Annotated in this window: 18 protein-coding genes; 9 read left to right on the top strand and 9 right to left on the bottom strand. The window is 71.4% G+C overall.

What is annotated here, in order from left to right:
* Positions 1-11: 11 nt before the first annotated feature.
* The 6 genes from ACIO1C_RS14755 to ACIO1C_RS14730 all read right to left on the bottom strand — a co-directional run bounded on the left by ACIO1C_RS14755 (position 12) and on the right by ACIO1C_RS14730 (position 7589).
* Positions 12-491 carry a nuclear transport factor 2 family protein gene (locus tag ACIO1C_RS14755; protein WP_401862848.1) on the bottom strand — a complete coding sequence of 160 codons (480 nt, stop codon included), beginning with the start codon at positions 489-491 and terminating at the stop codon, positions 12-14.
* The gene (locus tag ACIO1C_RS14750; RefSeq protein WP_401862845.1) at positions 488-1873 is read right to left on the bottom strand and encodes an FAD-binding oxidoreductase; all 1386 of its coding nucleotides are present in this window, start codon (positions 1871-1873) and stop codon (positions 488-490) included. Before ACIO1C_RS14750 ends, ACIO1C_RS14755 begins: the two co-directional genes overlap by 4 nt.
* Positions 1874-2026: 153 nt before the next feature.
* On the bottom strand, positions 2027-4009 hold the full coding sequence (locus ACIO1C_RS14745) for a BTAD domain-containing putative transcriptional regulator (protein ID WP_401862842.1): 1983 nt from the start codon (positions 4007-4009) through the stop codon (positions 2027-2029).
* 7 nt (positions 4010-4016) lie between these two features.
* A complete protein-coding gene (locus ACIO1C_RS14740; RefSeq protein ID WP_401862840.1) occupies positions 4017-5546 on the bottom strand; it encodes an MFS transporter in 1530 nt (509 codons plus the stop codon).
* A gap of 112 nt (positions 5547-5658) precedes the next feature.
* On the bottom strand, positions 5659-6411 hold the full coding sequence (locus tag ACIO1C_RS14735; protein ID WP_401862838.1) for an SDR family NAD(P)-dependent oxidoreductase: 753 nt from the start codon (positions 6409-6411) through the stop codon (positions 5659-5661).
* Complete coding sequence (locus ACIO1C_RS14730) at positions 6408-7589, bottom strand: alkene reductase (RefSeq protein ID WP_401862836.1); 1182 nt, start codon at positions 7587-7589, stop codon at positions 6408-6410. Before ACIO1C_RS14730 ends, ACIO1C_RS14735 begins: the two co-directional genes overlap by 4 nt.
* Before the next feature lie 203 nt (positions 7590-7792).
* Between ACIO1C_RS14730 and ACIO1C_RS14725 the strand changes: the two genes are divergently transcribed.
* The 5 genes from ACIO1C_RS14725 to ACIO1C_RS14705 all read left to right on the top strand — a co-directional run bounded on the left by ACIO1C_RS14725 (position 7793) and on the right by ACIO1C_RS14705 (position 11962).
* Positions 7793-8359 (top strand): hypothetical protein, encoded by a 567-nt coding sequence (locus tag ACIO1C_RS14725; protein WP_401862833.1) that lies wholly within the window; start codon positions 7793-7795, stop codon positions 8357-8359.
* Between the two features lie 268 nt (positions 8360-8627).
* The gene (locus ACIO1C_RS14720) at positions 8628-9992 is read left to right on the top strand and encodes an LLM class flavin-dependent oxidoreductase (RefSeq protein WP_401862831.1); all 1365 of its coding nucleotides are present in this window, start codon (positions 8628-8630) and stop codon (positions 9990-9992) included.
* A 51-nt stretch (positions 9993-10043) separates the two neighbouring features.
* Entirely contained in the window at positions 10044-10943 is a 900-nt protein-coding gene (locus ACIO1C_RS14715; protein ID WP_401862828.1) for an N-acyl homoserine lactonase family protein, read from the top strand.
* Positions 10944-11041: 98 nt separating this feature from the next.
* Entirely contained in the window at positions 11042-11467 is a 426-nt protein-coding gene (locus tag ACIO1C_RS14710; RefSeq protein WP_401862825.1) for an SRPBCC family protein, read from the top strand.
* A gap of 36 nt (positions 11468-11503) precedes the next feature.
* A complete protein-coding gene (locus tag ACIO1C_RS14705) occupies positions 11504-11962 on the top strand; it encodes a MarR family winged helix-turn-helix transcriptional regulator (RefSeq protein WP_401862822.1) in 459 nt (152 codons plus the stop codon).
* A gap of 66 nt (positions 11963-12028) precedes the next feature.
* Here ACIO1C_RS14705 and ACIO1C_RS14700 read toward each other — a convergent pair whose 3' ends face one another.
* The 3 genes from ACIO1C_RS14700 to ACIO1C_RS14690 all read right to left on the bottom strand — a co-directional run bounded on the left by ACIO1C_RS14700 (position 12029) and on the right by ACIO1C_RS14690 (position 15979).
* Positions 12029-13246 (bottom strand): phosphatidylserine/phosphatidylglycerophosphate/cardiolipin synthase family protein, encoded by a 1218-nt coding sequence (locus ACIO1C_RS14700; RefSeq protein WP_401862819.1) that lies wholly within the window; start codon positions 13244-13246, stop codon positions 12029-12031.
* A 160-nt stretch (positions 13247-13406) separates the two neighbouring features.
* Complete coding sequence (locus ACIO1C_RS14695) at positions 13407-14597, bottom strand: MFS transporter (protein WP_401862816.1); 1191 nt, start codon at positions 14595-14597, stop codon at positions 13407-13409.
* 38 nt (positions 14598-14635) lie between these two features.
* Positions 14636-15979: a peptide ligase PGM1-related protein gene (locus ACIO1C_RS14690; protein ID WP_401862813.1), complete on the bottom strand. Its 1344-nt coding sequence runs from the start codon at positions 15977-15979 to the stop codon at positions 14636-14638.
* A 179-nt stretch (positions 15980-16158) separates the two neighbouring features.
* Between ACIO1C_RS14690 and ACIO1C_RS14685 the strand changes: the two genes are divergently transcribed.
* The 4 genes from ACIO1C_RS14685 to ACIO1C_RS14670 are packed head-to-tail and all read left to right on the top strand — an operon-like array spanning position 16159 to position 21159.
* Complete coding sequence (locus ACIO1C_RS14685; protein WP_401862811.1) at positions 16159-17388, top strand: NADP-dependent malic enzyme; 1230 nt, start codon at positions 16159-16161, stop codon at positions 17386-17388.
* A 30-nt stretch (positions 17389-17418) separates the two neighbouring features.
* Complete coding sequence (locus tag ACIO1C_RS14680; protein WP_401862808.1) at positions 17419-18591, top strand: 3-deoxy-7-phosphoheptulonate synthase; 1173 nt, start codon at positions 17419-17421, stop codon at positions 18589-18591.
* 40 nt (positions 18592-18631) lie between these two features.
* On the top strand, positions 18632-19282 hold the full coding sequence (locus ACIO1C_RS14675) for an isochorismatase family protein (RefSeq protein WP_401862805.1): 651 nt from the start codon (positions 18632-18634) through the stop codon (positions 19280-19282).
* Positions 19279-21159: an anthranilate synthase family protein gene (locus tag ACIO1C_RS14670; RefSeq protein WP_401862804.1), complete on the top strand. Its 1881-nt coding sequence runs from the start codon at positions 19279-19281 to the stop codon at positions 21157-21159. The genes ACIO1C_RS14675 and ACIO1C_RS14670 overlap by 4 nt, the downstream gene beginning before the upstream one ends.
* The last annotated feature ends 85 nt before the right edge of the window (positions 21160-21244 follow it).

The raw sequence follows: 21244 nt of genomic DNA, 5'->3' as shown, positions 1-21244 counted from the left end.
CGCGTGGACGGTCACTCGCCCAGGAGGACGGTCGGGTCGCCGGAGAACCACGCGCTGTCGATGGTGAGGCGCCTGATGCGCCAGATCTCGCCGTCGCGTACCAGGTCGGCGTCGTAACGGTTCATCATCAGCGCCTGGCGGGTGCGGTCCGGCTTGGGCCCGTCGCCGGGCGGGAAGTGCTGGGCCATCGCGTACGCCCGGGCGTTCGCGGTGTCGCCGTCCACGGTCGTACGGATGTTGCTGACCACATGGCTGGTGTCCAGGGGACCCACCGCGGGGATCAGCACCCCCACCACGGTCTCGCGCGGCGCCAGCACGGGGAAGTCCAGGCCGATCTTTCCCGTGGCGGGTGTCAGGTCGACCGTGGCGTCCTCGGTCAGCGAGGAGGTGAGCAGTTCGGCGTCGTTGAGGTCAAGCCCTGCCGTGTAGCGGTGCAGTGTGTCCGCGATGGCCGCGCGGTCGGCGAGGAGCTGGAGCGTGTGGTCGGTCATTCCGTGGCCTCCGAGGGCGGGATGTTGTGGTTGAGGCGGAACAGGTTGCGGGGGTCGTAGCGGCGCTTGACCTCGCGCAGGCGGCGGTAGGCGGCCTCGTCGTAGGAGGCACGCACGGCCGGTACGGAACTGTTGTGCGCGGCGATGAAGTTGAGATAGCGGCCGCCGGTCGACCAGGGGCGCACCTGGGCCAGCAGCGCGTCGGCGTAGGCGTCCTGGGCCCTGAGGTCGCCGGGTATGCCGATGGCCACGATCCACAGGGCGTACCGCGCGTTCCGGTTGCCGACGGCGTTGTCCGCCGGGCGGCCGAGCGCGCCGCCGAGGTGGCGCAGCTCGACGAACTGCACCGGGCAGTCCGCGTCCGGGCCTGCCGCCGCCAGGATCGCGTCGAGCGCGCCGGGCGTCAGCGCCGACAGCAGGGTCGTGTACTCCGAGAACGGCGCGGGGTCGACCGGGTCGGAGTGGATCCGGGCGAAGTCCTCGTACGGGATGAGACCGACGGTGTCCAGGAGGAGCGGGGCCGCCGCGCGCAGCGGCGCGAGCAGCCGCTCTCCGTCCTCTTCACCGCCCAGGTAGGAGATCCGGACGTGGAGGGTGAACTTCCCGGCCAGCAGCTCGGGGATCCCCGGCAGCGGTGGCAGCCGCAGCAGGGCGATGGAGGAGCTGAGGGCTTCGGGGGCGGTGGCGGTGAGGTCCGCGTAGGCGCGCAGGACCGCTTCCGTGTGGTCCCCGGAGAAGAACAGCCCGCCGGCCCACAGGTGGGTGACGGGGAACAGGGCGAACTCCATGGCCGTGACCACGCCGAAGTTGCTCTTGCCGCCCCGCAGGGCCCAGAAGAGGTCGGGTTCCGTGGTGGCGTCCGCGTGGCGCGGGGCGCCGTCCGCCGTGACGACGTCGATCGAGGTGACGTGGTCGCTCGCCCAGCCGTAGGTCCGGCCCATGGTCGGGCTGAGGCCGCCGCCGAGGGTGTAGCCGACGACCCCGACGAGCGGGGAGGAGCCGTTGAGGGGGGCGAGCCCGTGGGGGGTGGCCGCGTCGACCACCTGCTGCCAGGTGGCTCCCGCCGCGACCCGTACGGTACGGGCCCGCGGGTCGACGCTCACCTGGGCCATCCGGCCGGTGGTGATGAGGACGGCACCGTCGGCCGGGACGATCGCCTGGTGTCCGGTGGCCAGGACGGCGACCGGGAGGCCGTGTGCCGCCGCGAAGCGGACGGCGGCCTGGACGTCGGCGCTGTCCACCGCGCCCACCACCACGGCGGGACGGTGGGTAACGGCAAGGTTGTAGGGCGCGCACTCCTCGGCGAACCCGTCGTCCTCCGGCCCCAGGACGGGGCCGGTGACCTGGGCGACCAGTATGTCGCGCTTCGATGAACTCAGCATGGGGCCATACGACAGGAGGCCTGTCGACGTGGTGTCGACGAACCGCCGACGGACGGTCGATCGACGCCGTCACCGCTCCCGGATGGCGTCCTGGGGCGTGTCCGCGAAGGGGCGTCGTTCGCCCGCAGGGCGTTGCGGACACGCCCCCGGCGGTCAGCGGTCCCGCGTGGCGCCCTGGACGGTGACACCCTGCCCCGGCGGACCGCCGCGCCGGTACGTGTGCCGGTGCCGCTCCACCCGCTCCGGTACGAGCACCGGCGCCGCGTCCAGGAGGCCGGCGGCCTGGTCCCGTACCGCCCGTACGTCCGAGGTGGCGGCGGAGCCGTCCGCCGGATAGTGGCGCAGCAGGCGCCGGAGCGCCCGCGCGAGCTGTGCGCGGCCCAGGCCGGCCAGGGCCTGGCGCCGGGCGAAGGCCTTGACGAGGCCGAGGTAGTGGTAGCCGCCGGGCCCTGTCTCCACCACGTGCAGGTCCACCAGCGACTCCATCAGCGCCTTCGCCCGGTCGGCGGGCAGGTCGAGCAGGGCCGCGGCGGCGGCCGGGGAGAGCTGGTGGCAGTCGGGGAAGGCCGCGAGGTGGAAGGCGGCCCGCTGGCGGGTGTCCATACGCGCCTGGGCGTCCCGGAAGGGCCGGTCGACGATCGCGCAGTCCTCGTGCATGACCACCGGCTGTCGCAGGTCGTCCTCCAGCTGGGCGAGGATCTCGTCGATCGTCCAGGACGGCCGGGCGGCGAGCCGGGCCGCCGCCACCTCGACGGACAGCGGGTGGTGGGAGCAGGCGGCGACCAGCCGCTCGGCCGCCTCGCGCTCGGCGAACACCCGCCGGGGCCCGGAGATCGTGGCCAGCAGCTCCAGCGCCTCGTGCGGCGGGAGGACCCCGAGCCGGTGCCAGTGGACGCCCGGCAGGTCGATGATCCGGCGGCGGGCCGTCACCAGGACGGCGCATCCCGGTGAGGCCGGCAGGAGCGGGCGGACCTGCTCGGCCCCCTCGGCGCTGTCCAGGACCACCAGGAGTCTGCGGCCCGAGACCGCCGTACGCCATTGCGCGGCTCGTTCCTGGAGGGTGGCCGCCGGCCGCTCGACGCCGAGCGCGCGCAGGAACCGGCCCAGGACGTCGGCGGGATCCGCGGGGGTGTCGTCCCCTCCGAGGCCGGCGTAGAACTGGCCGTCGGGGAACCGGTCCCGCAGGAGGTGGGCGACCCGGACGGCGAGGGTGGTCTTGCCCGTGCCGCCAAGGCCGGTGATGCCGGCGACCGGCGTCCCTGACGTGTCGTGGAGCACCGCCGTCAGCTCCGCGATCTCCGCCGCGCGGCCGGTGAACGCCGAGAGGTCCGGGGGCAGTTGGGACGGGACCGGAGGGGGCGGGGCGGCTGTGGCCTGCCGCGCGGTCTGCCGCGTGTCCAGTGACGGATCGGTGTGCAGGATACGGCTGTGCAGCCGGGCGAGACCGGCACCGGGGTCGACGCCCAGCTCCTCCCGCAGGACCTTCCGGGCCTCGCGGTACGCGGCCAGGGCGTCGGCGCGGCGGCCGGAGCGGTAGAGGGACAGCATCAGCTGCTCGTGCAGGCGTTCGCGCAGCGGGTGCGCCGCGACGGCGGCACGGAGTTCGGCCGTCAGGCCCGGCCGCTCGCCGAGTTCGAGTTCGGCGGCGTGCAGCTCCTCCAGAGCGGCGAGGCGCCGCTCCTCCAGCCGGTCGCGTTCCGACTCGAAGAAGATCCCCCGTATCCCGGCCAGCGCCTGCCCGTGCCATGCGCCGAGGGCCTGTCGCAGACAGCGGGCCGCGCCCCCCGGATCGCCGTGGCGGCCGGCTTCGTACGCCTGTTCCGTCAGCCGCTGGAAGCCCGTCACGTCGAGGGTCGCGTCCCGCAGGGTCAGGACGTAGCCGTTGCTGGTCGACTCGATCGCCGCGGCGGCGCCGAGGAGCGGGCGCAGCCGGTAGACGTAGGTACGGACGGTCCCCCGCGCCCCGCGCGGTGCCCGCTCCCCCCACAGGACGTCGAGCGCCGTGTCCGTCTCGACCAGGCGCCCCTCGTGCAGGAGGAGAAGCGCCAGGAGTGCTCGCTGCTGCGGGGTGCCGAGGCCGACCTCCTCGTCGTCCCGCCAGGCCCGGACAGGGCCGAGAAGCTCGAAGCGCATCATCAGACCATTATCCGCCGCTCCGGCCGTTGCGGACGGTCTGTCTCCCGGAGCCCGGTCCGGGCGGTCCGGCCCCTCCGGGCGGTCCGGCCCCTCCGGGCGGTCCGGGCGGAGGGGCCGTGTCCCCCGGCGGTGGTACGGGCGGCGTGGCGGCCACGGCACGGGCCGACGCGCGTGCCCATGTGGTGGTCGACAGGAGGCCGAGGAGGAGCACCCCGGCCCCGTAACCGGCGTTGAGCCACCATCCGGTCCGGATGCCGCCGGTGCCCACGCCGCCGCTGCCGGCGAGAACGGCGCCGGCCACGGCGACGCCGAGGGTCGCTCCGACCTGGCGGCTGGTGGAGCTGATGCCGGTGGCGACGCCGATCCGCTCGCGCGGCATGCCGGCCACGGCGGCCTGCGAGATCGGCGCGCCGACGGCCGCGTTGCCGATCCCCATCACCGTGTAGCCGAGCAGCAGCCACCAGACAGGGGTGGTCGTGCCGACCACGGACAGCATGACGCCGGTGGCGCCGATGCCGGTTCCGGCGACGGCCAGGGGGATGCGGGGTCCTCGTACGGCCAGGACGCGTCCGCCGACCGGTCCGAGGACGATGCTGACCGCCGCGAGCGGGAGGACGAGGAGTCCGGAGGTGAAGGCGGAGTACCCGCGTTCCCGCTGGAGGTAGAGGCTGTTGAGGAAGAGGAAGGAACCGAGCGCCGCGAAGGAGAGCACGGCCATCAGGTTCGAGGCGGCGAAGGGGAAGCTGCGGAAGAAGCCCAGTTCGACGAGGGGCTCGGCGCGGCGCGGCTCGTACAGGAGAAGTCCGGTCAGACAGAGGGCCGCGACGGCGAACGCGGCCGTGATCGGCGCGGAGAGCCAGCCGAGCGTGGGGCCTTCGATGATGCCGATGGTGAGGGCCGCGAGGCCCGCGGTGACGAAGATCTGGCCGAGCGGGTCGAAGCGGCGGGGGAAGGGGGAGCGGGACTCGGGGATGTGGCGCCGCGCCAGGAGGATGGCGGCGAGCCCGATCGGAACGTTGATGAGGAAGATCCAGCGCCAGCCGAGCGGGGAGTCCACGAGTGTGCCGCCGACGATCGGCCCCAGCGCCAGGGAGAGGCCGATCACGCCGCCCCAGACGCCGAGAGCGCGGGCGCGCTCGGCGGGTTTGGTGTAGACGGTGCCGATGATCGCCATGGCGACGGGGTTCAGGGCCGCCGCGCCGAGTGCCTGCGCCACCCGGAAGACGATCAGCCAGCCCAGCGTCGGTGCCACGGCGCAGAGGGCGGAGCCGGCCACGAAAACGGAGAGTCCGAGGACGAAGATCCGCCGGCGCCCGAACCGGTCCGCCGTCGAGGACGCGAAGAGGAGGAAGGCCGCCAGGGTGACGGTGTAGGCGTCGACCACCCAGGACAGGCCGCTGGTGCCGGCGTGGAAGCGGGTGCCGATCGTGGGCAGGGCCACGTTCACGCCGGTCATGTCGATCCCGACGAGGAGGACGCTGGCACAGCACAGGGCCAGCAGCAGGTTCTTGCGCAGGGGAGTCACAGGGGTGGTCATCTCGGTCCTGTCGGTCCTGTCGGTCCTGTCGGTGCTGTCGGTCCTGACGGGTCTGCCGGTCCTGACGGGTCTGCCGGTCCTGACGGGTCTGCCGGTCCTGACGGGTCTGCCGTCAGATCTGCGCGTGGCCGCCGTCGACGAACAACTCGGCCCCGTTGACGAAGCTCGACGCCTCCGACGCCAGGAACACCGCCGCTGTGGCGATCTCCGCCGGGTCGGCGACCCGGCCGAGCGGGATCCTCGCCGCGAAGGAGTCGAGGAACTCCTCTTCCCGGCCCGCCTGGGCCAGCCCGAGGAGGCCCGGAGTCCTGGTCGGCCCCGGCGTCAGTACGTTGATCCGTATGCCACGTCCCCGCAGGTCGACCGCCCAACTGCGGGCGAGGCTCCGTACGGCGGCCTTGCTCGCGGCGTAGACGCTGAACCCCGGCCCGTCGACCTTGACCGAGGTGGTGGATCCGATCAGGATCACCGACGCGTCGCGCTCCATCAGCGGGAGACCCAGCTGCACGGTGAAGAGGAGGCCCTTGACGTTGGTGTCGAACGTGGCGTCGTACTGCTGCTCCGTGATCGTCCCCAGCGGCGCGCCGCCCCCGCCTCCCGCGTTGGCGACCAGGATGTCGAGCCTGCCCTCGCGGTCCTTGACGGTACGGAAGAGCGCCTCGATCGCGGACAGGTCGGCCGCGTCGGTGCGTACACCTGTGACACCCGGCCCGATCTCCGCCACCGCGGCGTCCAGTTCGGGCTGTCTGCGACCCGTGATGTACACGCGGGCGCCTTCCGCCACGAACGCGGCGGCGATGGCCCGCCCGATACCGGAGGATCCCCCGGTGACGACGGCGATTCTGCCTTCGAGCGATGCGGTCACAGCGATTCTCCGTGGTGTTCCGTGGTGGCGGCGGACGAGGTCACGGCCGGGGCGGCCAGGACACCCGCGGCCGGCGGGTAGTCGGTGTAGCCACGGGGGCCGCCCTGGTAGAACGTCTCGCGGTCGCCGTCGGCGAGCGGGAGACGGTGTTCGAAGCGTTTCGGCAGGTCGGGGTTGCTGATGAACAGCGCCGCGAAGGACACCAGGTCGGCGAGGCCCTCGCCGATGACGGCGTTGCCCGATTCCTGGTCGAGGCCGGCGTTCGCGATGAGCGTCCCCCGGTACAACGGCCGGAAGAGTCCCAGCGATTCGAGCCGCTGCTCCGCGGTCACCCGCACGTTGGGCTGCCGGGTCATCATCAGGTGCAGATAGGCCAGCGGGTGGTCGTTGAGGCGGGCGGCCACGTACTCGTGGACGGCCAGCACCTCGGGCGACGCCTCCGCCGACTCGCCCAGCACCTGGTGCGGGGCGAACTTGACGCCCACCCGACGCGGCCCCCAGACATCCACCACCGCCTCGATCACCTCGAACAGGAACCGTGCGCGGCCCTCGGCGGTGCCGCCGTAGTCGTCCGTACGGAGGTTGAGTGCGGGGTTCAGGAACTGGGCGATCAGATAGCCCCGTTGGGCGTGCAACTCCACGCCGTCGAACCCGGCCAGTTTCGCGTTGACCGCCGCCGACCGGTACTGCTCCACGACGTCCGCGATCTGCGACACGCTCAGCGCGCGGGGCGTGACGACGTGGGTGAGTCCGTTCGGCGTGAACACCTTGCCGCCCGGGTTGACCGCGGAAGGGGCGACCGGCAGGTGGCCCTGGTGGAAGTCAGGATGCGAGGCGGCTCCGGTGTGCGCGAGCTGGGCGAAGATGGCCCCGCCCTCGGCGTGCACCGCCGAGGTCACCTCGCCCCACGCACGAGCCTGTTCCTCGCTGTACATGCCGGGTACGTGCACCGCCCCGATCGCTCCCGCGCTGATCCAGGTGCCTTCCGACACGATCAGACCGGCGCCGGCGCGCTGCCGGTAGTACTCGCTGTGCAACTCCGTCGGGGCCAGCTCCGGATTCTCGGCCCGGGCCCGGGTCATCGGGGCCATGACCACGCGGTTGCGCAGGGTCAGGCCGTCGCCGAGATCGTACGGATCGAGCAGTGGCTGCTTCGCGGTGCGCAGCGGGAGGGACATCCCCGCCTCCTCGTCATGACAGATGGATCAGGCTGGTCCGTCCACTGTCGCCCGGACACACTCATCACGTCCAACGATCACTCGTGATGAGCATCAGCATCATCCGTGATGGGCCGGAGCCCCGAGAAGGCGCTACCGTCGCAAGTGAGGGGGAACGACCCACCCACCCACTTCACCCGTCCACGGGGAAGGAAGAACCTCACATGAGCGAGCACACGAACGAGAACAAGGTGCTGACCGATCTCGTCCTCTCGGACTCGACGGTCCACGCGACCATCAGTGCGCCCTTCGACCAGGTCGACCTCGCCGACTGGTTGGGGAATCTGTCGGACGACGAGTACCAACGCTGCGCGCCGGGCGAACACAAGGCCTGCGCGCACGGCATCACCGACGACGGCCGCCCGGAAACGCTGAATGTCGAGATGATCGGCACCACCCTGACCATCCAGCACGCCGTGCACGACGTCTTCGAGAAGCACCACCTCCGCCTGGTGTCACTTTCTGACGCGCTGACACCGAACGGCTGGACCACCTCGCAGGGCATCTGGGAACTCAGTGTCACGGACAACGGGGACGGCACCTGCCGGTTGAGCAACGGCATCCTCGCCCATCCGACCACGGAGGGGATGGAGTTCTACGAGGCGAACGGCATCACCTTCGAACAGGCCGCCACCGCACGCCAGGAGGCCTCGGACGCCCACAACCACCGGGAGACCCCGAACTACGCCGCCAGCATCGCGCGCAAGGCGCTGACCTCCCGGGGCGCCTGACCGCCGGCAGGGGCAGGGGCCGGCCGGTCCGTGTGTTCCGGCCGACCCGTGTGTGTCGGCAGCGCTGTGTGTGTCGGCAGTGTGAAATCTCGTGGTCGCCGCTCCCGGACCTCGAAGCGCTGTGGTCGGGCGCTGCCAACGCCCGCGCGCCGTAAACACACCGACTGACGCCGTGTGAGGCGTGTCACCGCCGTTCCCCACCGTCCGGAAAGGGGGCTACCGTCTGCCGCACACCCCCAACACCCCCTCAGCGACCGGGAAGTCTGCCGTGACCCAGCTCCTTTTCAACGCGTTTCTCATGAACACCGCGTCCCACTATCACCATGGCCAGTGGCGCCAGCCGGTCGCACGCCAGGCCGACTTCAACGACGTCGACGTGTGGATCGATCTCGCCAAGCGGCTGGAGGCGGGCCTGTTCGACGGCATCTTCTTCGCGGACCAGGTCGGCGTACAGGGCCCGGCGGACGGCGACTTCAGTGGGAACGTACGGGAAGGGCTGCACATACCCAGCAACGACCCGGCGGTCCTCCTGTCGGCGCTGGCCGTGCACACGGAGCACCTCGGTCTCGCCTTCACCAGCTCGATCGTCCAGGAGCATCCCTTCGACTTCGCGCGCAAGGTGTCCACGCTCGACCACATCTCCCGTGGCCGCGTCGCGTGGAACATCGTCACGAGCGCCGTCGAGAACACCGCGCGCAACTTCGGCCTCGACCACCTGCCGGAACGGGAGGAGCGCTACCGGTGGGCGGCGGAGTACGTCGACGTCGTCTACAAGCTGTGGGAGGGCTCCTGGGACGAGGGAGCGGTCCTGAAGGACCGGGAGCGGGGCATCTACTCGGACCCCGCGAAGGTCCACCGGATCCATCACGTCGGTGAGCGCTACCGCGTGCTCGGGCCGCACCTGCCCTCGCCGTCCCCGCAGCGCACACCGGTGCTCTTCCAGGCCGGCGCCTCGGGACCGGGCAAGGCGTTCGCCGCCAGGAACGCGGAGGCCGTCTTCATCGCCGCCCCCACGCCCGAGGTCGCCAGAGCCGTGATCGCGGAGACCCGCGCGCTCGCCGTCGAGGCGGGCCGGCGCGCCGAGGACATCAAGTTCTTCCAGGCGCTGACCTTCGTGATCGGCGACACCGAGGAAGAGGCCCGCGCGCAGGAGGCACACCTGGAGAGCTTCATCAGCCCCGGGGGCTATCTCATCCAGCTGAACTACGGGAACCGCCCGGACGGTACGCCGTACCCGCTCGACACCCCGCTCTCCGAGGTCAGGACCACCGGAAGCCAGGCCGTCCTGGACTGGACGCGTATGGGCGTCACCGAGGAGAACCCCGTGGTCGGCGACCTGGCGCGGATCCTGACGCGCCGTAACCGGGTGGTCGGTCCGCCCTCCCGGGTCGCCGACATCCTGGAGGAGTGGCAGGCCGCGGGCGTCGACGGCATCAACGTCACCAACTGGCACATCCCCGGTTCGTACCAGGAGGTCATCGACAAGCTCCTGCCGGAGCTGCGCCGCCGCGGCCTCGCCAAGACCGCCTACACCCCCGGCACCCTGCGCACGAAGCTCTTCGGCGCCGACGCCCACCTCAACGACCGGCACCCGGCCGCGGCCTACCGGGGAGCGTTCGCGACGGGCGCGTGAGAAGCGCCGACATTACTTGACACGACATACGTGTCGTGTCATCTTTCTTCTATGACGACTCACACGAACGCCGCCCCCGTCCAGCGCGTCTCCGTGGTCAGCACCGGTGAGGTGAGGATCCGCCCCGAGCACCGGGCCGCGACCCGCAAGCCGATGTACTGGTGGCTGGCCACCTCGCGGCGCTGGACCGAGCCGCTGCCGATCAATGTGTACGTGGTCGAACACCGCGACGGACTCGTGCTGTTCGACACCGGCCAGGACCGCGCCTCGGTGACCGACCCGGCCTACTTCCCCGGCGGCCCGGTCGGGCTGGTCTACAAGCGGCTCGCCCGCTTCGACATCGCCTCCCACCAGACCCTCACCGCCCGACTCGCCTCCATCGGGTACGACATCCGCGATGTCACCACCGCCGTCCTCTCCCATCTGCACCAGGACCACATCGGCGGTCTGCGCGAACTGACCCACGCCGAGATCGTCGTCAGCCGCCGCGAGTGGGAAACCCTGGACGAACCGGCCCCCGAACAAAAGGGATTGCTGCGCTCCCACATCCGGATCCCCGGCCTGCGCTGGAAGTACATCGATCCCCGGCCGCTCACCGATCCCGCCCTCGCCCCCTTCACCACCGGACACGACCTGTTCGGCGACGGCGGCATGGTTCTGCTGCCCACGCCCGGCCACACCCCGGGTTCCCTGTCGATGCTCGTCCGCGGGTCCCACCACCCGCCGCTGCTCATGGTCGGTGACGTCACGTACGACTCCGCCCTGCTCGAAGCGGGACACGTCCCGGGTGTGGGCGAGAAGAGGCGCCTCATGGACACCACCGCGATGATCAACGAGATGCGCCGGCGCAACCCCGGCCTGACCGTACTGGCCGCCCACGACCCCGGCGCCGCCGCCGCTCTCACCGCCGCCACCCACGGGACCCGGCTCGCCGAAGCGGCCCGAGCCTGAGCGAGCGCGGGCCCGGGCCCGCCCCCCGTACGCCTCCCCGACAGCCCCAACGGCCTGGACACAGCCCGGACACAGCCCGGACAAGAAAAGGACCTGACATGACCACCCAGCAAGCCACCCGTCTCCTCGGCGCCTCCCCCGCCCAGGTCCGCCACGCCCTCCTGGACCCCCTTGCCCTGCGCGACTGGAACCCGGCGTTCAAGCGCGTCGACGGGCCCGCCCGCGCCGCCACCGGAGTCCCGTACGCCCTCACCGTGATCGGCGGACTCACCGGGACCTGGCAGTACACCCGTATCGAAGAGCGGGAGATCGACTGCGCCTGGCAGGTCCCCGGCTTCCAGGAGACAGGCACCTGGCGCCTGCGGCCCCACCTCGACGGCACCCTGGTCACCCACGCGTTCACGCACGAAGGGCCGCTGGCCCGCGCGCTCGCCAAGGCGTACCGGGGCGTGGCCGAGCTGCGCCTGGACCGTCTCACCGAACGCTCGGCCCACCCGGGACTCCTCGCCGACGCGGCCGTATGAGCGAATCCGCCGTCACCGATCAGGGAGAATGCCGCCATGCCCGCCATGCGTCCCGCCGAGGAACTCCGCTACCTGATCCTGGCCGCCCAACGTGAAGGCAACCGGCTGCTCGGCCAGGCCCTCAAGCCCCTGGGGGTCACCACTTCCCAGGCAGAGGTCATCCGCGTCCTGGAAGAGCGCCAACCGCTCACCCTGAACGGTCTGGGCGAACTCCTGGTCTGCGAGAGCGGCAGCCCCAGCCGCCTCGTGGACCGGCTGGTCTCCGCCGGCCTGGTCACCCGCGAGTCAGCCGCGCACGACCGCCGCCACATCGAGATCGCGCTCACCCCGTCCGGCGCCCAACTGGCCCGCCAGGTCGCGGAGATCGAGGAAAGCCTCTACCGGTCCATCGACGCCCTGACCCACACGCACGACACCGGACAGCTCACGGATTTCCTCCGCGCCTTCGTGGCCGGCCTCCCCTCGGGCCAGGCCCTCGTCAACCGCATGGCGTGACGCCGGCCGGGTGTCACGCGGCACTGCCGCGCACACCTCGGACACCTCGGACACCGCTTCGGAGCCCTACAGGAAACGGCGGATGGGGGTGACGGCCGCCTCCCGCAGCCGCTGTGCGGTCGGGCGCCGCTTCCAGCGCCCCTTCTCGATCCGCTCGCTGACCGTCAGGTCCTCGTCGAAGTGGCCGTCCAGGGTGGCGGTGAAGTCCTCGTCCAGGACGGCGAGCATCACCTCTTCGTCGTGGTCGAGGGAGCGGCGGTTGAAGTTGGTCGAGCCGATCAGGGCGGCGATCCGGTCGACGGTGATGACCTTGGCGTGCATCATCGTCGGCTGGTACTCGAAGATCTTCACTCCGCAGGCGAGGAGGTCGTCGTAGTGGTTCTGGCCCGCGAGCTGGCAGACCCGCTTGTCGGTGTGGGGGCCGGGCAGCAGGATCTCCACCTCGACGCCGCGCCGGGCCGCCGCGCACAGCAGCTCGATGAAGTAGGTGTCGGGGGCGAAGTACGCGGTGGCCAGGCGGAACCGTTCCTGGGCCGACTCGATCATGACGCGCAGGAGGGTCTGCATGTCCTGCCAGCCGAAGCTAGCCGAACCGCGGACGACCTGGACCACGGCGTCCCCCTGCGGCTCGTGGCCGGTGAAGCGGTCGTGCGCGTCGAAGAGGGTGTCGTGGCATTCGGCCCAGTTCTGCGCGAAGGCCGCGGCGACGCCGTCGACCGCGGGGCCGCGTACCTGGACGTGGGTGTCGCGCCACTCGTTCGCGTTGTTCGCGTTGCCGCACCACTCCTCGGCGATTCCGACCCCGCCGGTGTAGGCGACGCGTTCGTCCACGACGAGCACCTTGCGGTGGCACCGGTGGTTCTGCTTCAGCGGCGAGAGGTACAGCGGCTTGCGGAACCACTCCACCTCCGCGCCCGCCGCCGCCATCAGATCGAGCAGATCCTTCTCGATCAGCCTGCTGCCGAAGCCGTCCAGCAGCAGCCGTACGCGCACCCCTTCGCGCGCCCGGTCCGCCAGGGCCGTCGCGAACCGGCGGGCTATCTCACCCCGCCAGTACACGAACGTCATCATGTCGATGGTGTACTCGGCGCCGCGGATGCTCTCCAGCATCGCCGCGAAGATCTCGTCCCCGTTGCGCAGCGGAAGCAGCGAGTTGCCTTCCGTGGCGGCGATCCCGATCAGCCGTTCCAGGCGGCGCCGCATCCGCTGCTTCCGCTCCGGTACGGATCCGGGCCGGTCGGGGACGTCCTGAACGGGTTCGAGTTCACTGCGTGCGCTTGTCATACGGTGCCGCCGTGCCGGGAAAGGCGACACCTCCGCGTTTCCGGCGACCGCTGAGGCGACTGCGAGCCGATGGGAAGGGGTGGCCGGCGCAGCTCGACCAACAGTCTGGCCGCGAACACGGTTCTCAAACCTGGCCGGGGGCCGCGCCATGGCCGTTCCGTCAGGGGCCGTGGTCCGCCTCGGCGAAGGCGGGCGACTCGGTGGAGGCCCGGGGGGCGGAGGGGCGTTCGGCGATGGCGCTGACAGCGGTGATGAGAAGGGTGATGGCGACACCGCCGAGGATCGCGACCGAAGGGGTCGCCAGATTCAGCGCCACGGCGGACAGGGACGCGGTGAGGCTGTAGCCCACCCCCTGGACCGCGTACATGACGGAGTACGCGGCGGCGTGGGCGTGTTCGGGCAGGCGTTCCCGGAGGCTGAGGTTGCGGGTGACCATGACACCGGACTGGAAGACGCCCGCCAGGAGAAGGCCGGCGGCGATGCCCGGCAGACCCGGCAGGAACGCGACCAGACAGACGCAGCCGGCGGTGACCGCGAGGAACACCAGGCTCTGGACCCGTACGGAGCCGGGCCAGTTCCGCAGGCCGTAGCAGAACGCGCCGGCGGCGCTGGCCAGCGCGAATCCGGCCAGCAGCGGTCCTGCCCACCCGACGGCGACGTCCCGGTCCTCGAGGAGGGCCGGCAGGACGAGTTCCGCCGTGGCCAGCATCGCCATGGCGGCGGCGCTGGTGAGGTAGACGGGCCAGCCGGACAGCAGGGTCCGCGTCATCGGCGCCGCGCCCCGCTCGGCGGGTTCGGGGGCCTGGGGTTCGGGGAGCCGCAGCAGGAGGAGCGAGCCGGCGGCGGCCAGCAGCGCGCCCAGGATCAGCGGGGCTCCGGGGTGCACCTGGAGGGAGAGGAGGACCACCAGGCCGGGCGCGGCGGCCCAGGTGATCTGGGTCAGGGTGGCCTCGGCGCTCAGTGCGCGTGGTACGGCGTCGTCGGCCACCAGCCGGGTCAGCATGACGCGGATGCCGCCGGGGCAGGCGGCCGGGGCCGCGCCGGCCAGGAAGGCGAGGCCGATCAGGACGGGGGACGGGGCGGACGCCGCGAGCGGCAGGGCGCAGAAGGCGAGGGCTCCCACCATCAGCCCGGCCGACAGCTGGGGCCTCATCCGGCCGCGGCCCAGGCGCGTCCCGAGCACGGGGGCGCCGACAACCTCTCCGAGGACGTACGCGGAGGCCAGGATCGCGCCCAGGGTGTAGCCCCCCTGGCTCTCCCGGCTCAGGAACACCACCGCCAGTGGTGCCATGGCCACCGGGGCCTTGCTGGCCAGTGCGACCAGCGCCCAGAGAAGGAGCTCACGGGTCATCAGGTCCCGGTAGCGGGGTTTTGCGACGGACAACTCGATCAGCCCTTCGCACAGAGGGGGGCGAGCAGGTCCTCGACGGCCTGTTCCAGTTCCTGGGCGTGCCCGGCGTCCCGCGCCACGACGCAGTACTCGCCGAAACCGCCCGACGCGCTGCTGTCGTCCACGGTGATCAGCACACCGGTGCGCGCGGCGGGGTCGTAGGCCAGGCCGTGGTCGGCGAGGGCATGGACGGTGACGGGGAAGGGCGGGAAGGTGCAGCGGCGCAGCTCGACCAGGATCCGCTCCTCGAAGTAGTCGTCGCCGACGACGCGTTCGCCGATGCGGTGGATGTGGGTGGAGCCGCCCGTACGGCAGTTGAACTCGTTGATGAGGATGTTCTGGGCGGGCGTGACGATGGCGTCGATGCTGACGATGCCGCGGTAGCCCATCGCGTGGATCGGGTGGCACAGGCGTCGTACGGCGTCCAGGAAGCCGGGGAAGGCCGGCAGTTCCGCCGAAGGGGCGGGCACGATCAGCCCGTTGAGCACGGGCTTCATCCGCATCTCCCCGTGGCCCGTGAACTCCGTGCCGTGCTCCTCGATCCGGACCTCGGCGTAGATCGGGGCGGAGTCCGGTACGTACTTCTCGATCACCACGCGGTTGCGTCCGCCGTCGGTGAGCCAGGACCAGCGCTCGGTCAGGTACGCGGTGAGGTCCGCGCGGCTCGTGGTCACCACGGCGCGCTGGGCGCCGAGCGGGTCGACACCGGGCACGGGGCTGACGATCTCGTTGCCGAATCCCGCGACGTGGAAGTCCTGCTTGAGGATGGCGGGATGGCCCTGGGAGAGCAGTCGTTCCCAGAGGTAGTCCTCGGCCTCCTCCCGGGTGGAGAACACTCCGCCGGGCGGCACGGGCGCGCCGGCGCCGCCGGCCAGGGCGCGGAAGGTGGCCTTGCTGTTCAGCAGCCGTCCGCCGCTCTGGTCGAGGAAGCCGAAGCCGGGAATCGTCTTGTCCAGGCCGAGCGTCCGGGTCAGTTCGGCCACGGAGCTGTCGAAGTGGAAGGGCAGGACGCGGTCGACGTCGTGCGTCTGTACGGCGTCCCCCAGGGCGGTGAGGAATCCCTCGTCGGTGAGCCGGTCCTGGGACAGCACCCCCTCTCCGAAGCGGCCGGGCGGCGGTACGAGCACCTGGACCGAGTCGCGGGGGATCCCCAGGGCAGCGGTGACATAGCGCAGGAATTCCTCGTGCACCGGCATGGGGAGGACGAGCACATCGCCCTCCTGGAGGCACCACGCCATCCGCTGCGCCTGATTCCCGACGTACAGCCGGTATTCCGGGTCGAGTAATTCGAGGTCGCCCACCATTTCCTCGGTTCGCTGATTGCTGATGATCAGTGTGGTCATTTCGGCGCTCGCTTTCCGTGCGGCTCGGGAATTTCGCCATTGTGTTGCCGCCGCTTCGGGAATACCACTACTCACGCGAGTAGAACCGGCGGCCAGCGCTCTTACCGGGTCGGGTAGTGCGGCCGGGACGAGCGTCCGGCTAGTGTCCAGGTGACCTTGCCGAGGAGAGGGATTTCACCATGACCGCTATCGGGGTCAACAGCCCTGTGACGGACGCCGAGGTGTTCGCAGCTCATGAAGGTGGAAAACTGAGCGTGGGTGTCACCACCGCATTCCACGACTCCCGTGCGCTGTCCATCGCCTATACCCCGGGCGTAGCGACGGTCAGTAAGGCGATCGCGAGGGAACCCGCTCTCGCGGACCGCTACACCTGGGCCGGCCGGCTGGTCGTCGTGGTCACCGACGGCACCGCGGTGCTCGGCCTGGGCGACGTGGGACCGGCCGCGGCCCTGCCCGTCATGGAGGGAAAGGCCGCCCTGCTCAAGGAGTTCGGCGGGCTGAACGCGATACCGCTGGTGCTGGACACCACCGACGTGGACGAGATCGTCGAGACGCTGGTGCGGCTGCGGCCGTCGTTCGGCGCGGTGAGCCTGGAGGACGTCGCGGCGCCCCGGTGCTTCGAGTTGGAGGACCGGCTGGTCCAGGCACTGGACTGCCCGGTGATGCACGACGACCAGCACGGTACGGCCATCGCGGTGCTGGCGGCGCTGCGCAGCGCCTGTACGGTGGTCGGCCGCGCCGTGACGCGGCAGCGCGTGGTCGTCTCCGGCGCCGGCGCGGCCGGGGTCGCCTGTGCCCGCATTCTGCTCGCGGCCGGTGTCACCGATGTCACCGTGCTCGATTCGCGCGGCATCCTTGTCCCCGGACGCGCCCACATGAATCCGGCGAAGACCGCGCTGGCCGCGGCCACGAATCCGCGCGGGCTGCGCGGCGGTCCCGCCGGGGCGCTGCGGGACGCCGATGTGTTCGTGGGGGTGTCCAGTGCCACGGTGCCGGAGGAACTGATCGCTTCGATGGCCCCCGGCGCGATCGTCTTCGCGCTCTCCAATCCCACACCGGAGATCCACCCGGAGGTGGCCGCGCGGTACGCGGCGGTGGTGGGGACGGGAGGCAGCGACCATCCCAACCAGATCATCAACACCCTGGCCTCACCGGGGATCTACCGCGGTGCGCTGGACGCGGGCGCCCGGTGGATCACGGAGGGGATGAAACTCGCCGCCGCCGGGGCGATCGCGGAGGTCGCCGCCGCCGATCTGGCCGCGGACCGCATCGTCCCGCACTCGCTCGACCCGAGGGTGATGCCCGCGGTCGCCTCCGCCGTGGCCCGGGCGGCCCTTGAGGACGGGGCGCTGGAGAAGGAACGTCCCGACGCGTGCCACCTGTCGCCCGGCACCTCGCTCTCGTACTGACCCCCCACACGCGGACGGAGCCTCGACGGCATGGCCTCAGTACAGGATGTGATCGCTTCACTGCCCGCCTTACAGCAGCCCGACTGGGCTGATCCCGAAGGGATCGAGCGGGTACGGAAAAGACTCCGGACCGCGCCGCCGCTGGTCCACGCGGAGGACGTGGCGGCCCTGCGGGACCATCTCGTGGTGGCCGCGGCGGGCGAGTTGCAGATCGTCCAGTCCGGCGACTGCGCGGAGGACTGGGCCGAGTGCACCCCTGACGACCTCGCCCGCAAGGCGGGTCTGCTGGACGTCCTGGCCGGCACCATGGCCATGGCCGCGCGCCGCCCCGTCCTGCGGGTGGGCCGGCTGGCCGGCCAGTTCGCCAAACCGCGCTCCAGGCCCACCGAGACCGTGGGCGGGGTGGAACTGCCGGTCTACCGCGGCCACATGGTGAACTCCCCCGAACCCGACGCCGAGCTGCGCCGCCCGGACCCCGCCCGCCTGCTGACCGGGTACCAGGCCTCCAAAGGTGTCATGGACCTGCTCGGATGGCGGGGCGGGCCCCACCGGTCATGGTCCGGCGCACCGGTGTGGACGAGCCATGAGGCGCTGCTGCTGGACTACGAACTGCCTCTGGTACGAAGGCAGCCGGACGGACGGCTGCTGCTCACCTCCACCCACTGGCCGTGGATCGGCGAGCGCACCCGGCAGATCGACGGCGCCCACGTGGCCCTGCTCGCCGCCGTGGCCAATCCGGTGGCCTGCAAGGTCGGCCCCGGCATGACCCCGGACGACCTGCTGGCGCTGTGCGAGCGGCTCGATCCCCGGCGCGAGCCGGGTCGGCTCACGCTGATCGCGCGGATGGGCGCCGGGGCCGTGGGCGACAGGCTGCCGCCGCTGGTGTCGGCCGTCGGCGCGGCGGGGCATCCCGTCGTGTGGCTGAGCGACCCGATGCACGGCAACACCGTGACCGGCCCCGGCGGCCTGAAGACCCGGCTGGTCACCCATGTCGCCCAGGAGGTCGAGGAGTTCCACTCCGCCGTGACGGGCGAGGGCGGGATCACGGGCGGACTGCATCTGGAGACCACACCGGACCCGGTGACCGAGTGTGTGGCCACGCGGGACGACCTCCAGGAGCTCGGCACCAAGTACACCAGCCTGTGCGACCCCCGCCTGAACCCGCGGCAGGCGGTCGCGATCGCCTCGGCCTGGCGCGGCTGACCGCCCGGGCCGGAGAGAGAAGAAGGACGAGAGACATCCGATGGCAAGTATTCCCCCCATCACGCCGTATCCGATGCCCGCGCAGGGCGAACTGCCCGCGAACACCGCCGACTGGACCGTGGACCCCGGCCGGGCGGTCCTGCTCCTCCACGACATGCAGCGTTTCTTCCTGCGGCCCTTCCCCGCGGGCGCGCCCGGTGACGACCTGGTGCGCAACGCGGCCTCGGTCCGCGACCGCTGCGCCGCGCTGGGCGTACCGGTCGCGTACACGGCACAGCCCGGCCGCATGACACCCGAACAGCGCGGTCTGCTCATGGACTTCTGGGGTCCGGGCATGCGCGCGGACACGGCGGACCGGGAAGTCGTCCGGGAGCTGGCGCCCGCCGCCGACGACTGGCTGCTGACCAAATGGCGCTACAGCGCGTTCTTCAAGACGGATCTCCTGGAACGGATGCGTGCCCGCGGGCGTGACCAGCTCATCATCTGCGGCGTGTACGCCCACGTCGGGGTGCTGATGACCGCCGTGGAGGCGTTCACCCACGACATCCAGCCCTTCCTGGTGGCCGACGCCGTCGCCGACTTCTCCGAGTCCCACCACCGGCTGGCGCTGGAGTACGCGGCCGGGCGCTGCGCTCTGGTCACCACCGCCAAGTCCCTGCTGGAAGGGCTCGGCGGAGGTGAGCCCGGATGACCGGGGATCTGCTGGCACAGGTGCTCCAGGGCCGGCCGTCCGCGTACGCGCTGCTCCACCGCCCCGAGAGCGCGGGTGACACCTTGGAGGTACTGCTCGGCGAGATGTCCACGGAGGACACGCTCGCGGAGATCCCCCTCCCGGACCCGGTGCCGCCCGTTACGGGGCGCCGGCACGACATGCTGGTGATCGTCCCCTACCGGCAGGTCGGGGAACGCGGATTCGCCGCCCCCGACGACGGCGCGCCGCTGCTCACCATGGCCGTCGCCGCCCAGGAGCGGCTGCCGCTGCGCGAGGCGCTGCGCCGGCTCCCCGACGACGCCGTCACCCTCACCGGCGGGCACTTCGAGCCGGACGACGAGCGCTACGCGGGCATGGTGCGCAGGGTCATCGACGAGGAGATCGGCCGGGGCGAGGGGGCCAACTTCGTCATCAGGCGTTCCTTCGTCGCCGACATCACCGGATACGGTCCGCACAGCGCCCTGTCGTTCTTCCGACGGCTGCTGGAGCGCGAATCAGGGGCGTACTGGACCTATCTGGTCCATACGGGGACCCGTACCTTCGTCGGCGCCAGTCCGGAGCGGCACATCAGTGTCCAGGACGGCACCGCCGTGATGAACCCGATCAGCGGCACGTACCGCTATCCCACCTCCGGACCCGCCCTGTCCGGGGTGATGGACTTCCTCGCCGACCGCAAGGAGTCGGACGAGCTGTACATGGTGGTGGACGAAGAGCTGAAGATGATGGCCCGGATCTGCGACACGGGCCTGCGGGTGGTGGGGCCCTATCTCAAGGAGATGGCCCGGCTGGCCCACACCGAGTACTTCATCGAGGGCCGCACCGGCCGTGACGTACGCGAGATCCTGCGCGAGACGCTGTTCGCGCCGACGGTGACCGGCAGCCCGCTGGAGAGCGCCGCCAAGGTGATCGCCCGGTACGAACCGGAAGGGCGCGGCTACTACAGCGGCGTGCTGGCCGTCATCGGCCGGGACGATCACGGCGACCGTACGCTCGACTCGGCCATCCTCATCCGTACCGCGGACATCGACGCCGCCGGGCGGCTCCGGGCGGGGGTGGGCGCCACGCTCGTACGCCACTCCGACCCGCGATCCGAGGTCGCCGAGACCCGGGCGAAGGCGGCGGGCCTGCTCAGCGCGCTCCAGCCCCTGGTGCCTGACCGCTTCGCCGACCATCCGGAGGTCCGCCGGGCGCTGGCACGGCGCAACGACACCATCGCCGGGTTCTGGCTGGGTGACGGCCGCGAACCCGGGCACGCGGTGCCGGGACTGGCCGGACGCAGGGTGCTGGTCGTCGACGCCGAGGACACCTTCACCTCGATGATCGACCATCAACTCCGGTCCATGGGACTCGCGGTGACGGTCCGGCGCTTCGACGAGCCGTACCGCTTCGACGAGTACGACCTGGTCGTCCTCGGCCCCGGGCCCGGCGACCCGCGCGACGGCGGCCATCCCAAGATCGCCCGGCTGCGGTGGGCGGTCGACACCCTGCTGCGGGAGCGGCGTCCCTTCCTCGCGGTCTGCCTCAGCCACCAGGTCCTGAGCACCCGCCTGGGCCTGGACGTGGCCCGCCGTACCGTACCGAACCAGGGGGTCCAGCAGGAGATCGACCTGTTCGGGCGCCGGGAACGGGTCGGCTTCTACAACACCTTCGCCGCCCACGCCGACGACGACACGATCGGCCATCCCCTGCTGGGCAGCGTGCGGTTCAGCCGGGACAAGGAGACCGGCGAGATCCACGCGATGCTCGGTCAGGGCTTCGCCTCCCTGCAATTCCATCCCGAATCCGTCCTCACCGAGGACGGCCTGCGCATCTTCGGCGGGTTCCTGACGGAGGTGCTGCGCGAACGCGTGGGGTGACCGTACGGCAGGTGTGACACGCCGCGGACCGGGTACCGGCCACCGTAACGGAACAAGACAATCTGGTGCGGCAGTGATGGACATC

The organism is Streptomyces sp. NPDC087420, from assembly GCF_044744165.1.
In the GTDB taxonomy this organism is placed as follows: Bacteria; Actinomycetota; Actinomycetes; order Streptomycetales; family Streptomycetaceae; genus Streptomyces.
The sequence above is the reverse complement of the archived record's forward strand: the minus strand, read 5'-3'. Positions and strand labels throughout refer to the sequence as shown.

Bases quoted from the DNA above. Each gene is read 5' to 3' on its own strand.
- ACIO1C_RS14755 (WP_401862848.1), bottom strand. From the start codon at position 491: ATGACCGACCACACGCTCCAGCTCCTCGCCGACCGCGCGGCCATCGCG.
- ACIO1C_RS14750 (WP_401862845.1), bottom strand. From the start codon at position 1,873: ATGCTGAGTTCATCGAAGCGCGACATACTGGTCGCCCAGGTCACCGGC.
- ACIO1C_RS14745 (WP_401862842.1), bottom strand. From the start codon at position 4,009: ATGATGCGCTTCGAGCTTCTCGGCCCTGTCCGGGCCTGGCGGGACGAC.
- ACIO1C_RS14740 (WP_401862840.1), bottom strand. From the start codon at position 5,546: ATGACCACCCCTGTGACTCCCCTGCGCAAGAACCTGCTGCTGGCCCTG.
- ACIO1C_RS14730 (WP_401862836.1), bottom strand. From the start codon at position 7,589: ATGTCCCTCCCGCTGCGCACCGCGAAGCAGCCACTGCTCGATCCGTAC.
- ACIO1C_RS14725 (WP_401862833.1), top strand. From the start codon at position 7,793: ATGAGCGAGCACACGAACGAGAACAAGGTGCTGACCGATCTCGTCCTC.
- ACIO1C_RS14715 (WP_401862828.1), top strand. From the start codon at position 10,044: ATGACGACTCACACGAACGCCGCCCCCGTCCAGCGCGTCTCCGTGGTC.
- ACIO1C_RS14710 (WP_401862825.1), top strand. From the start codon at position 11,042: ATGACCACCCAGCAAGCCACCCGTCTCCTCGGCGCCTCCCCCGCCCAG.
- ACIO1C_RS14705 (WP_401862822.1), top strand. From the start codon at position 11,504: ATGCCCGCCATGCGTCCCGCCGAGGAACTCCGCTACCTGATCCTGGCC.
- ACIO1C_RS14700 (WP_401862819.1), bottom strand. From the start codon at position 13,246: ATGACAAGCGCACGCAGTGAACTCGAACCCGTTCAGGACGTCCCCGAC.
- ACIO1C_RS14695 (WP_401862816.1), bottom strand. From the start codon at position 14,597: ATGACCCGTGAGCTCCTTCTCTGGGCGCTGGTCGCACTGGCCAGCAAG.
- ACIO1C_RS14690 (WP_401862813.1), bottom strand. From the start codon at position 15,979: ATGACCACACTGATCATCAGCAATCAGCGAACCGAGGAAATGGTGGGC.
- ACIO1C_RS14685 (WP_401862811.1), top strand. From the start codon at position 16,159: ATGACCGCTATCGGGGTCAACAGCCCTGTGACGGACGCCGAGGTGTTC.
- ACIO1C_RS14680 (WP_401862808.1), top strand. From the start codon at position 17,419: ATGGCCTCAGTACAGGATGTGATCGCTTCACTGCCCGCCTTACAGCAG.
- ACIO1C_RS14675 (WP_401862805.1), top strand. From the start codon at position 18,632: ATGGCAAGTATTCCCCCCATCACGCCGTATCCGATGCCCGCGCAGGGC.
- ACIO1C_RS14670 (WP_401862804.1), top strand. From the start codon at position 19,279: ATGACCGGGGATCTGCTGGCACAGGTGCTCCAGGGCCGGCCGTCCGCG.